Here is a 12637-nt window from a genome sequence, read left to right as displayed (position 1 = left end):
TTGTAAATTTACGGATGTTACGAATCGGGTTTTGTCTATTAGATCCATCATGGAAATATAGATGAACAGGCCCGTCTTCTCGTAATGGTTTACCTTCTTTTGAAAAACCGAGAATAGCTTTATGGGCTGTTTCTAACGGAAGTGTAATTGTATTGTCTGTGGTTTCAATTTCGACTTGAGTAGCATCTTCTAAAATTTCAGCATTTTTAAGAAATGGATGAAGTGGTATGCCAAATGTCCCGTTAATAAGCTGTTCTTTTTTATATTTCTTTATACTTTGTTGTATTGGCGGGAAGGCAGCACCATCACGGATTTCGCGATCCCAATGCTCTGAAGTATGTTTTAAGTATGTTTCTAATTCGGATGATTCTTCTCTAGTTTCATCAAAGTAAGTTGTCAAATCTATTTTTCGATCATCGAAAATCCATACAGTTGGATCGATAGTGATTGGAAAACGAACTTTTCCATTAATAAATAAAATTTCGCTCATTGTTGTTCCCCCATTTGTGTTATACTCCCACTTTTCAGTATAATAGTATTAGGCACTGTTGTCACAAAAAATGTTTCTATTGCAATTTATTAAAACTATCGCTAATATTAATAGATATGAGAGAGTAGGACGGAAACGGAGGGAATCAATTTGGCGTCTGAGACAGTATCAAATCATCAGGAAAAGGCACTAGCCCTTCTACAAGCGGATGCAGAGAAGATTTTAAGACTTATTAAGGTACAAATGGACAATCTTACAATGCCGCAATGTCCATTATATGAAGAAGTATTAGACACACAAATGTTTGGACTATCCCGCGAGGTCGATTTTGCGGTTCGCCTTGGTCTTATTGCAGAAGAACAAGGGAAAGCCATGTTAGGAGAGCTCGAACGTGAGTTGTCTGCACTTCATGAAGCATTTACAAACAAACAACAATAACGGGTTCAAATAAGGGGGCTCAAACTGAAATAGTTTGGGCTTTTTATTTGTATAATAAAGAAGGAAGAACCTATATACATATGGAATACAACAATAATTAAATTGAAACAGAAAGAGGAAATGAAATGAAAAAAGTATGGAAATCGATGGATTATTCATTATTACTTCCTCTTGTTATCTTATGTGTGTTGGGAGTTATAATGGTATATAGTTCTAGTTCCATTGTTGCGATTTCGAGGCATAACTGGCCAGCAAATTACTTTTTTAAAAAACAATTAATTGCTTTAGCTATTGGAACGATAATGTTAGCGATTATCGTTGCTATTCCTTATAAGTTGTGGAGAAAGCGAATAGTTTTGATCGCAATGGGAATAGGGAGTATTGGTCTATTATCAGCAGCCTTGATTTTCGGTAAGGACGTAAATGGTGCAAAAGGATGGATATTAGGTATACAACCAGCTGAGTTTGTGAAAATAACGGTTATTATTACGTTAGCAAACTTTTTTGCTAAGAAACAAGAAACGCAAACAGCTTTTGTACAAGGGATAATTCCTCCTCTAGCTGTTGTTGGTGGAGCGATGGGATTAATTTTACTTCAAAATGACTTAGGTACCGATTTGTTAATTGCGGGAACGGTAGGAATTATGTTTCTTTGTTCGGGAGTCCGGATTAACTTATGGATTAAACGAATTGTTTTAACTTCTATAGTGTGGATTCCGGCACTATATTTTCTCGGAAATTATGCATTAAGCCCATATCAAAAGGCACGTTTTTCAGTTTTTCTTGATCCATTTAGCGATCCGCAAAAGGATGGATTCCAATTAATAAATTCATTTATTGGAATTGCTTCAGGAGAGCTAAACGGTAGAGGGTTAGGGAACAGTGTCCAAAAATATGGCTACTTACCAGAACCGCAAACAGATTTTATTATGGCAATTATATCTGAAGAGCTAGGTTTTATTGGTGTAGCTGTTATTTTGATTTGCTTGTTACTCATTATTATTCGTTCATTTAGAATTGCACAAAAGTGTAAAGATCCGTTTGGAAGTTTAATAGCTATCGGAATTGCAAGCTTGCTTGGAGTTCAAACTTTTATAAATGTCGGTGGTATGTCGGGGTTGATACCGCTTACAGGGGTACCGTTACCGTTTGTTAGTTACGGTGGGAGTTCCTTATTAGCTAATCTACTTGCAATGGGCATATTATTAAATATTGCTAGTCAAGTCAAACGACAAGAGAAACAACAAAATGAAATGACTAAAGAAATAGAACAAGGTGGACCACATCTTGTTGTTGTAAAATAAAAAACACATTGAGCTCTAGAGTTCAATGTGTTTTTTATTTTGTTAGGTTTCAAATGTGATATAATATTGATTCTTTTAAAATAAAAAGTATATTACATTTAAGTTAATGTGATATACAATAGTGTTGTTAGAAAAGGAAGAGGTATGCTATACTATTTTTGTGAAACAAATTGATCAGAAAACTTATCATTTGTTGAAAAATAAGGTATGATGGATAAAAATAAAGTGAAGCTTTCTAAGTATAATATAATGTAGAAAGTGAAGAACTTCACGCTCTTTAGAGTGTGTATGTATTTTATCTCTAGAGTGGTAAGAAAATAGAGGGGGAAAATCATGACAAAGCTGCAACGTATTCAAAAAGTATTGGTAGCTAACCGTGGAGAGATAGCAATTCGTGTGTTCCGAGCATGTTCAGAACTTGGATTAAACACAGTTGCGATCTATTCTAAAGAGGATAGCGGTTCTTATCATCGCTATAAAGCCGATGAGTCCTATTTAGTTGGGGAAGGGAAAAAGCCAATTGATGCTTATCTAGATATTGAAGGCATTATTGAGATTGCGAAAAGTAATCATGTAGATGCAATCCACCCTGGATATGGTTTCTTGTCAGAAAATATTCAATTTGCAAAACGTTGTGAAGAAGAAGGGATTATCTTTATCGGTCCAAAAAGTAAGCATTTAGATATGTTTGGAGATAAAGTTAAAGCAAGAACACAAGCGCAGCTAGCACAAATTCCAATTATTCCTGGTAGTGATGGTCCAGTAGATTCAATAGAAGAAGTTAAAGAATTTGCTGAAAAGTATGATTACCCGATTATTATTAAAGCATCCCTTGGTGGCGGCGGTCGCGGTATGCGTATTGTACGTGCTAGTGAAGAATTAAGAGAATCGTATAATCGCGCGAAATCAGAAGCAAAAGCAGCCTTTGGTAATGATGAAGTGTACGTTGAAAAATTCGTTGAAAAACCTAAACATATAGAAGTACAAATTTTAGCAGATGAAGAAGGTAATGTTGTACATTTATATGAGCGTGATTGCTCTGTACAACGACGCCATCAAAAAGTAGTTGAAATTGCACCGAGCGTGTCGCTTTCAGATGATTTGCGCGAGCGTATTTGTGATGCTGCAGTAAAGTTAACGAAAAATGTAAATTATTTAAATGCTGGAACAGTTGAATTCCTAGTGAAAGATGATGAATTTTACTTTATTGAAGTAAACCCACGTGTTCAAGTAGAACATACAATTACAGAAATGATTACAGGAATCGATATTGTTCAATCACAAATTTTAATTGCAGATGGACATGCTTTACATAGCAAGATGGTAAGTGTGCCGAAACAAGAAGAGATTATTGTGCATGGTTATGCAATTCAATCTCGTGTAACGACAGAAGACCCACTTAATAACTTTATGCCTGATACAGGGAAGATTATGGCGTATCGATCAGGCGGTGGCTTTGGTGTGCGTCTTGACACAGGTAATAGTTTCCAAGGTGCAGTTATTACACCGTACTATGACTCTTTACTTGTAAAAGTTACAACTTGGGCGCTTACTTTTGAACAAGCTGCTGCAAAAATGGAACGTAATTTAAAAGAATTCCGTATTCGTGGCATTAAAACAAATATTCCATTCTTAGAGAATGTAGTAAAACATAGAAACTTCTTATCGGGAGAGTATGATACTTCGTTTATTGACGCGTCACCTGAACTGTTCTTGTTCCCGAAACGTAAAGACCGCGGAACGAAAATGTTAAATTACATTGGTACAGTAACAGTAAATGGTTTCCCAGGAGTAGGGAAAAAAGAGAAACCAATTTTCCCGGATGCTCGTATACCGAATGTACTACACTCAGAGCCAATCCAAAATGGAACGAAACAAATTTTAGATGAACGTGGAGCGGATGGATTAGTAAAGTGGGTACAAGATCAAAAGCGTGTACTTTTAACGGATACAACATTCCGTGATGGGCATCAGTCATTACTTGCAACACGTATTCGTACAAAAGATTTACATCACATTGCAGAACCGACAGCGAGAATGTTACCAAACTTATTCTCAGCGGAAATGTGGGGCGGTGCAACGTTTGATGTTGCGTATCGCTTCTTAAAAGAAGATCCGTGGGAACGATTACTAGATCTTCGTGAAAAAATGCCGAATGTTTTATTCCAAATGTTACTTCGTTCTTCAAACGCAGTTGGATACAAAAACTATCCAGATAATTTAATTCAAAAATTTGTAGAATGTTCCGCGCAAGCTGGAATTGATGTGTTCCGTATTTTTGATAGCTTAAACTGGGTAGAAGGTATGAGAGTTGCAATTGATGCTGTACGAGATACTGGTAAAATTGCAGAAGCAACAATGTGTTACACAGGAGACATTCATGATCCGTTACGCAGTAAATATGATTTAAATTATTATAAAAATTTAGCAAAAGAGTTGGAAGCATCAGGAGCTCATATTTTAGGGATTAAAGATATGGCGGGCTTATTAAAGCCAAACGCAGCATATGATTTAGTTTCAGCACTAAAAGAGACGGTGTCGATTCCAATTCACCTGCATACACATGATACGAGCGGAAATGGTATTTTAACGTATACGAAGGCAATTGAAGCAGGCGTTGATATTGTCGATGTAGCGGTGAGTTCTATGGCTGGTCAAACGTCACAACCGAGTGCGAATACACTATACTATGCGTTAGGCGGAAACGAAAGACAACCAGATGTTAATATAGACTCATTAGAAAAACTATCTCATTATTGGGAAGATGTACGTAAATATTATGCACCATTTGAAAGTGGTATGAACGCTCCTCACACAGAGGTATATATGCACGAAATGCCAGGTGGACAATATAGTAATCTTCAACAACAAGCGAAGGCGGTTGGTTTAGGAGATCGCTTTGATGAAGTTAAAGTGATGTACCGTCGTGTTAATGATATGTTTGGAGATATTGTAAAAGTAACACCATCATCTAAAGTTGTCGGTGATATGGCATTATTTATGGTTCAAAACCATCTGACAGAACAAGATATTTTAGAGCGTGGAGATTCTATGGACTTCCCAGGATCTGTTGTTGAAATGTTCTCTGGAGATTTAGGTCAACCATATGGTGGTTTCCCGAAAGAATTACAAAATATTATTTTAAAAGGGAAAGAGCCGTTGACAGTAAGACCAGGTGAATTATTAGAGCCAGTAGATTTTGACGCTTTAAAAGAAGAGTTATTCCACAAACTTGGACGCGAAGTAACAATTTTTGATGTAGTCGCATATGCATTGTATCCAAAAGTGTTTATGGACTACGAAAAAGTTGTTGGGCTTTATGGAAATGTATCTGTGCTTGATACACCTACTTTCTTCTATGGAATGAGACTTGGTGAAGAAATTGATGTAGAAATCGAACAAGGTAAAACATTGATGGTTAAACTAGTTTCCATTGGAGAACCGCAGCCAGATGGAAATCGTGTGCTTTACTTGGAATTTAATGGACAACCGCGTGAAATCGTAGTGAAAGATGAAAGCGTGAAATCAACTGTTGCACAGCGTGTGAAGGGGAATCGTGAAAATCCAAATCATATTAGCGCAACGATGCCGGGAACTGCTATTAAAGTAGTTGTAAAAGAAGGCGATGAAGTGAAAAAAGGTGATTCCATGGCAATTACAGAAGCGATGAAAATGGAAACGACGGTTCAAGCGCCATTCAGTGGTAAAGTGAAAAAAGTATATGTAAATGATGGGGATGCAATTCAAACGGGAGATTTACTCATTGAATTAGATCATTAAAATAAAGAAAAAGAGCTGTGCGAAAGCAGCTCTTTTTTGTGTGTAAATAATACCTTGCCGAATTGGCAAGGTATTAAAGTTTTACTTTGTTTTGTTTAGAAGTTGATTCAGTTTCTTTTACATTGACTGTACTTCTTGTACCTATCATAACTAAATAGCATAGTACAGCAAACAGGCAAGAAATGAAGAGTGAATGTAATAATGCCATTGCTAAACTAGCATTTGTAAATACGACTAAAATCCCTACTATAGCTTGAAGTGTAACAAGGATAAATGAAATAATCCATCCCCAGTATACTACACGCTGCTGCTTGTAATGACGAATAGCTATAAACATCGCGTAAAGTATCCAAACGAATATTAACATCGCTGCAACTCTATGCCCCATTTGGACCCACTCATGTAGTTGAGTTGGCATAGGTCTGTTTTTACTACATAAAGGGAAGTCTGGACAGGCTAAGGTAGCTCGTTCGTGACGTACTAAAGCTCCTGTGTAGACAACAATATAACTGTAAATTGTTACACCATAAATATGAAATTTCATTTTTTTGTCCATAATAAGTGAACGTGCATCAAATTTCTGATCAATTTCAAAAATAAGACACGTTAACAAGATGACAGAAGCAAATGAAATTAAGGAAATACCGAAATGAATAGCTAATACTGCAGGCATTTGTCCCCAAACAACTGCTGCCGCCCCCATTAATGCTTGTGCAACTAAAAATACGAAGGATAAAATTGCTAACGTTTTTGTTTCGCGCACATGTTTATAATATTTCCAGGACAAGATACAAAGAAGAGTAACAAGGATTCCTGCTGATCCCGATGTTAAGCGGTGACTTAGCTCAATAATAGTTTCCATTGATAAATTAGATGGAAACCATTCACCGTTACAAAGTGGCCATGATTTGCCGCATCCTTGGCCTGAACCTGTTTTTGTAACTAAAGCGCCTCCTAGTAAAACTACTAATAAATCGAGACTTGTAATGACTGCTAACCATTTAATAAAGCGTTGCAATCTCTTTCACCATCTTTCTGCTATGAAGTTATTGCGAAATATTTTCATTCCATTATGTATAGAATAAAACGTGCTACAGTCCTATGATATATAAAAAATAATAAAATAGCAAAGAAATGGAGGGCGAGGACAACCTACGTAGTATAAAGAAAAAAATGGGATTTTAAATACATATTTTAGGTGAAATTCAGGCTGTTTTGAAAAGAAATGGGGAGAATACATGCTAAATATGACAAAATAGTTTATTATAGAAGATAACATCATGTTATGATAAGGATAAATTGGAATAAAGTTTTTTAATGTTCGACACAAAAAGTTCATGTTTTCTTCACAAAATGTTCGGGAAATGTGATTTAATATATTGGAGTATGGGCGTAGATTAGTAGTAGAATGGGTTAACAATATTTCTACTGTAATAATATTGCTGTATAGAAGCGAAATATTTCACATGAAATATGTGCTTAGAAAGATGATAGGTTTAAGAGGGGGTTAAAGTGATGAACCATGCAACAAGTGAGCTGCATGATGAGTCAGCTGTTTCAAGTGTACCGGAAACAACTCGGTTACAAGATTTATCAGCGCTCGTTAAAATGGGGATTGTAAACTCAAATACACTTACTGTATTTACAGGATTTTGGTTGGCTTTACATTTTAATGGATTGAGTGTTATGGACAATCTAGATAAGCTATTTTTCACAATCGTTGGTTCTGCATTAATTATGGCTGGGGTATGTTGTTTAAATAACTACATTGACCGAGATATCGATCCATTAATGGAAAGAACAAAAAACCGTCCAACGGTAACAGGTAAATATAAACCTGGCTTTGCACTTGCATTTGGACTTGTAATTTTACTTCTTGGCTTTGCATTTTTATTACTTACTACACCGATGGCAGTGTTAATCTCATTTATTGGTGCCTTCACGTATGTTGTTTTATATACGTTATGGACGAAGAGAAAATATACGTTAAATACTGTTGTAGGTAGTATATCAGGAGCAGTTCCACCTTTAATTGGATGGGCGGCAATTGATCCGTCTTTAAATCATCCAATTGCTTGGATGTTATTTTTAATTATGTTTATTTGGCAAATCCCACATTTCCTCGCATTAGCGATGAAGCGTGTTGATGAATATCGAAATGCAGGAATCCCAATGCTTCCTGTTGTACAGGGATTTGATATTACGAAACGTCAGATTATGATTTGGACAGTATGTTTATTACCACTACCATTTTATATGAGTGGGCTTGGAATAACATTCATGGTAATTGCAACATTGCTTAACATCGGATGGATCGCATTAGGGTTTTATGGCTTCCGTAAGCAAGATGACATCAAGTGGTCCGTAAAAATGTTTGTTTATTCCCTGAATTACTTAACAATCTTATTTGTGTCAATGATTGTAGTTACATTCTTCTAAGACAACGACATAATTGGATTTCTTTACGTTGAGATTTACTTTACTTAACTATAAAGTACAATCTAATTCACAAAGAAAGTGGGGGTTGTTTGTATGAAGAAACAGTGGCGACTGCTTTCGTTCGTTTCACTGCTGGCTTTACTGTTAGGGGGATGCGGTAAAGCTTTTCAGTCTACTTTAATTCCGCAAGGGGAAGTAGCAAAAATGCAATATGATTTGCTCTTGCTAGCGAGTGCAATCATGGTAGGAGTAGTACTTGTAGTTACTATTATTTTCTTATATGTAATTGTGCGTTTCCGACAAAAAAAGGGTGAGGAAGATTATATTCCAGAGCAAGTTGAAGGAAATCACAAACTAGAAATTATATGGACAGTTATTCCGATTATTCTTTTGTTAATCTTGGCTGTTCCGACTGTTACATATACATTCAAGCTTGCTGATGTAAGTGCGATGGAGAAAAAGAATATTGATAAAGATACTATCGTTGTTGATGTAACAGCGAATCTTTATTGGTGGGAATTTTCTTATAAATCAGAAAAAATAGTAACTTCTCAAGATTTAGTTATCCCCACAGGTAAGAAAGTGTATTTGAATTTGAAGGGTGCCGATATTAAACATTCGTTTTGGGTTCCATCTTTAGCTGGGAAAATGGATACAAATACAGATAATGTAAACAAAATGTGGTTAAAGGCAGATAAATCGGGCACTTATAATGGTTTTTGCACAGAATTTTGTGGCCCATCACATTCTTTAATGCAGTTCAAAGTGAAAGCTCTGGATGAAAGCGAGTACAAAAAATGGCTTGCTGACATGAAGAAGATTGATGGGAAAAAAGAAGTAGCTTCTACAAAGGCGCAAGAAGGTCAAGAAATATTTAATAAAAGCTGCATTGGTTGTCATGCAGTTGGATCAAATGATAGTAGACCACCTTCTGCTCGTATCGCACCGAACTTAGCAAACTTTGCAGATCGCGATATGGTTGCTGGTATTGCCGAAAATAATGAAGAGAACTTAAAAAAATGGCTCAAAGATCCTGAAAATATGAAACCAGGTAATAAAATGACTGGTAAATATGGCAACTTAACGGATGATCAAATTAATGCATTAAATGCATATTTACAAACGTTAAAGATTGAAAAGTAAAGAGGGATCATTTGCGAAGGGGAGGTTGAAAACGTGAGTTCTGTAGCAAAAAAACAGGGGATGGGTGCTGTCATATGGGATTATTTAACGACAGTAGACCATAAAAAGATTGCCATTCTCTATTTAATTGCAGGTGGATTGTTTTTTGTAATAGGTGGAATAGAAGCACTATTTATTCGCCTGCAGTTAGCGATTCCTAACAATGCTTTTCTTGTTGGGGATGCCTATAATCAAGTATTAACGATGCACGGTACAACAATGATTTTCCTCGCAGCTATGCCACTCGTGTTTGCATTTATGAACGCCGCTGTACCACTTCAAATTGGAGCACGTGATGTGGCGTTCCCGTTTTTGAATTCGCTCGGATTTTGGTTATTTTTCTTTGGTGGATTATTTTTAAATTTAAGTTGGTTTTTAGGAGGAGCGCCTGATGCAGGGTGGACATCGTATGCATCTTTAGCTTTAGCCTCTAAAGGACATGGTGTTGATTTTTATGTACTCGGCTTGCAAATATCAGGTATCGGTACATTAATTGGAGGTATTAACTTCCTTGTTACAATTATTAATATGCGCGCGCCAGGGATGACTTACATGCGCATGCCGATGTTTACATGGACAACATTTGTAACATCTTCACTTATTTTATTTGCATTTCCACCATTAACTGTAGGATTAGGACTTTTAATGTTAGATCGTTTATTTGGCACAAGTTTCTTTAATCCGGCACTAGGTGGGAACACGATTATATGGGAGCATTTATTCTGGATCTTCGGTCATCCGGAAGTATACATTCTTATACTCCCAGCTTTCGGAATATTCTCAGAAATCTTCGCCACATTTTCGAAAAAACGATTATTCGGTTATTCCTCGATGGTGTTCGCGACAGTATTAATAGGATTTTTAGGATTTATGGTATGGGCGCATCATATGTTTACTGTTGGTCTTGGGCCTGTTGCAAATGCTATCTTCTCGGTTGCAACAATGGCAATTGCAGTTCCGACGGGTATTAAAATATTTAACTGGCTCTTTACAATGTGGGGTGGAAGTATTAGGTTTACAACACCAATGATGTGGGCGGTAGCTTTTATTCCATCCTTCGTTATGGGTGGAGTTACAGGAGTTATGCTTGCTTCTGCACCAGCTGATTATCAGTTTCATGATAATTATTTCGTAGTAGCACACTTTCATTATGTAATTGTTGGTGGTGTTGTATTTGGTTTACTTGCAGGTGCGCATTATTATTGGCCACTTATGTTTAATAAAGTATTAAATGAAACGTTAGGAAAGATAACATTTTGGTTATTCTTTATCGGTTTCCATTTAACGTTCTTTATTCAGCATTTCCTGGGTCTAATCGGTATGCCGCGTCGTTACTACACATATCTAGAGGGGCAAGGATTGGAAATGGGGAATATGATTAGTTCTATTGGAGCAGTGTTTATGGCTCTTGGAACGATTGTTCTTTTATTCAATGTAATAAAAACAACGGTATCAAAAGAGAAGGCTGGTCGTGATCCGTGGGATGCGCGTACGTTAGAGTGGACAATGCCAGCACCTACACCGGAATATAATTTCAAACAGTTACCATTTGTTCGTGGATTAGATCCGTTTTGGATTGAAAAACGTGAGGGTAATAAAGAGATGACAGCAGCGGAACCGGTCGGTGATATTCATATGCCAAATTCTTCATTTTCACCGTTTATTATTTCTCTAGGTCTATTTATAGCTGCTTTTGGTGCGATGTATATGCAGGGTGGCAAAGATAAATTTTGGTTATTAGTAGCGATTATCGGTTTAATCATTACGTTTGGTACAATGTTCCTTCGTTCAGTAATTGATGATCATGGATATCATATTCATAAGGAAGATCTAGATGATAAGGGGGGCAAGGCGTAATGCATGTAGATGAGAAATTAACGAATGAAACATTTCCAGCAGAGCCTGAAAAAGCAACCCTTGAGGGGAAAAATAAGTTTGTTGGTTTTTGGTTATTTCTTGGAGGCGAAACAGTGTTGTTCGCTTCCTTATTTGGCACATATTTAGCGTTAAAGAACTCTACAAATGGTGGACCAACATCTCAAGAGATGTTTCAAATGCCACTCGTTTTCATTATGACGATGCTTTTGTTAACAAGTAGTTTAACGAGTGTATACGCAATGTATCATATGAAAAATTTTAACTTTAAGAAAATGCAACTTTGGTTACTTGTAACAGTGTTGCTTGGCTTAGGATTTTTGGGGTTTGAAATATATGAGTTTTATCATTATACGCATGAATTTAAGCATACTATGAGAAGTAGTGCATTTGGTTCTGCATTTTATGCTCTTGTTGGTACACACGGGCTCCACGTGTTGTTTGGATTATGTTGGATTTTAACATTAATCTTTAGAAACGCGAAGAGAGGTTTAAATTTATACAACGCACCAAAGTTTTATGTTGCATCAATTTATTGGCACTTTATTGACGTAGTTTGGGTGTTTATTTTCACTGTAGTATATTTGATGGGAATGGTGGGATAAACAATGGCGGTTAAGCAAACGAATAATCCTAAGGTGGATCTTGTTTATCGGAAGAGAAAAAGTGCAGAGGAAATGAAGCACCAAGTTGTTACATTTTCACTAATGATTTTTTTAACATTAGTTGCATTTGCAGCGGTGGCATATCCGAAAACATTTAGCCCGATTTTTTCGGTTCCATTTATATTATTGTTAGCAGTCATTCAAGTTATATTTCAGTTATATTATTTCATGCATATGAGTCATAAAGGGCATGAAGCGGCGAGTTTCTTCTTGTACTCTGGATTGTTAATTGGTTTATTAACAATATTAGCCTTTATGACAATTGTGTGGATTTAAACAGTGATAGTAGGGGGCTCTGATTTATCATAGCCCTCTTTTTATATGAAATATAAGGATTTTGAAAAGGTAGGTGTGGAAATGGAAAACTTATGGGTATTTGGTTTTCAAGCTTTATGGAGTCCAATTTTTTTATTATTTATGATCTCGATTCTTATTAGTTATTTTTTAATTATTGGACCATATAG

At 36.3% G+C, this 12637-nt stretch carries 10 protein-coding genes and 1 pseudogene; 9 read left to right on the top strand and 2 right to left on the bottom strand.

Annotation, left to right across the window (positions count from 1 at the left end; all coding sequences use genetic code 11):
- The coding region (locus AB3X48_RS11310; protein WP_367959498.1) for a peptidyl-prolyl cis-trans isomerase at positions 1 to 490 on the bottom strand (490 nt) is incomplete at its 3' end.
- A 150-nt stretch (positions 491 to 640) separates the two neighbouring features.
- Here AB3X48_RS11310 and AB3X48_RS11305 point away from each other — a divergent pair.
- The 3 genes from AB3X48_RS11305 to pyc all read left to right on the top strand — a co-directional run bounded on the left by AB3X48_RS11305 (position 641) and on the right by pyc (position 6012).
- On the top strand, positions 641 to 928 hold the full coding sequence (locus AB3X48_RS11305) for an Fpa/YlaN family protein (protein ID WP_000135698.1): 288 nt from the start codon (positions 641 to 643) through the stop codon (positions 926 to 928).
- A gap of 125 nt (positions 929 to 1053) precedes the next feature.
- Complete coding sequence (gene ftsW / locus AB3X48_RS11300) at positions 1054 to 2232, top strand: putative lipid II flippase FtsW (RefSeq protein ID WP_002160686.1); 1179 nt, start codon at positions 1054 to 1056, stop codon at positions 2230 to 2232.
- Between the two features lie 333 nt (positions 2233 to 2565).
- A complete protein-coding gene (pyc, locus tag AB3X48_RS11295) occupies positions 2566 to 6012 on the top strand; it encodes a pyruvate carboxylase (protein ID WP_016106040.1) in 3447 nt (1148 codons plus the stop codon).
- Positions 6013 to 6085: 73 nt separating this feature from the next.
- Here the strand turns inward: pyc and ctaA are convergent, their stop codons facing one another.
- Positions 6086 to 7030: a heme A synthase gene (gene ctaA, locus AB3X48_RS11290; RefSeq protein ID WP_367959495.1), complete on the bottom strand. Its 945-nt coding sequence runs from the start codon at positions 7028 to 7030 to the stop codon at positions 6086 to 6088.
- 497 nt (positions 7031 to 7527) lie between these two features.
- On the opposite strand from ctaA, the gene ctaB reads away from it, so the two are divergent.
- The 6 genes and pseudogenes from ctaB to AB3X48_RS11260 form a co-directional block, all read left to right on the top strand.
- Entirely contained in the window at positions 7528 to 8451 is a 924-nt protein-coding gene (ctaB, locus tag AB3X48_RS11285; RefSeq protein WP_002111479.1) for a protoheme IX farnesyltransferase, read from the top strand.
- 93 nt (positions 8452 to 8544) lie between these two features.
- Positions 8545 to 9594: a cytochrome c oxidase subunit II gene (gene coxB, locus AB3X48_RS11280; protein WP_002088304.1), complete on the top strand. Its 1050-nt coding sequence runs from the start codon at positions 8545 to 8547 to the stop codon at positions 9592 to 9594.
- 60 nt (positions 9595 to 9654) lie between these two features.
- Positions 9655 to 11490 (top strand): cytochrome c oxidase subunit I, encoded by a 1836-nt coding sequence (gene ctaD / locus AB3X48_RS11275; RefSeq protein WP_171903074.1) that lies wholly within the window; start codon positions 9655 to 9657, stop codon positions 11488 to 11490.
- Positions 11490 to 12113, top strand: a complete 624-nt coding sequence (gene ctaE / locus AB3X48_RS11270; RefSeq protein ID WP_000557861.1) for a cytochrome c oxidase subunit III — start codon at positions 11490 to 11492, stop codon at positions 12111 to 12113. Before ctaD ends, ctaE begins: the two co-directional genes overlap by 1 nt.
- Positions 12114 to 12116: 3 nt before the next feature.
- A complete protein-coding gene (ctaF, locus tag AB3X48_RS11265) occupies positions 12117 to 12449 on the top strand; it encodes a cytochrome c oxidase subunit IVB (protein WP_002014776.1) in 333 nt (110 codons plus the stop codon).
- 81 nt (positions 12450 to 12530) lie between these two features.
- Positions 12531 to 12637: pseudogene (locus AB3X48_RS11260) on the top strand (cytochrome c oxidase assembly factor CtaG); the annotation flags it as partial.

It is taken from the genome of Bacillus sp. S4, assembly GCF_040838205.1.
GTDB classification, from domain to species: domain Bacteria; phylum Bacillota; class Bacilli; order Bacillales; family Bacillaceae_G; genus Bacillus_A; species Bacillus_A cereus_U.
This window is presented reverse-complemented; position numbering and strand designations above follow the sequence as displayed.

Bases quoted from the DNA above. Each gene is read 5' to 3' on its own strand.
- ctaD (WP_171903074.1), top strand. From the start codon at position 9,655: ATGGGTGCTGTCATATGGGATTATTTAACGACAGTAGACCATAAAAAG.
- ftsW (WP_002160686.1), top strand. From the start codon at position 1,054: ATGAAAAAAGTATGGAAATCGATGGATTATTCATTATTACTTCCTCTT.
- pyc (WP_016106040.1), top strand. From the start codon at position 2,566: ATGACAAAGCTGCAACGTATTCAAAAAGTATTGGTAGCTAACCGTGGA.
- coxB (WP_002088304.1), top strand. From the start codon at position 8,545: ATGAAGAAACAGTGGCGACTGCTTTCGTTCGTTTCACTGCTGGCTTTA.
- ctaB (WP_002111479.1), top strand. From the start codon at position 7,528: ATGAACCATGCAACAAGTGAGCTGCATGATGAGTCAGCTGTTTCAAGT.
- ctaF (WP_002014776.1), top strand. From the start codon at position 12,117: ATGGCGGTTAAGCAAACGAATAATCCTAAGGTGGATCTTGTTTATCGG.
- ctaE (WP_000557861.1), top strand. From the start codon at position 11,490: ATGCATGTAGATGAGAAATTAACGAATGAAACATTTCCAGCAGAGCCT.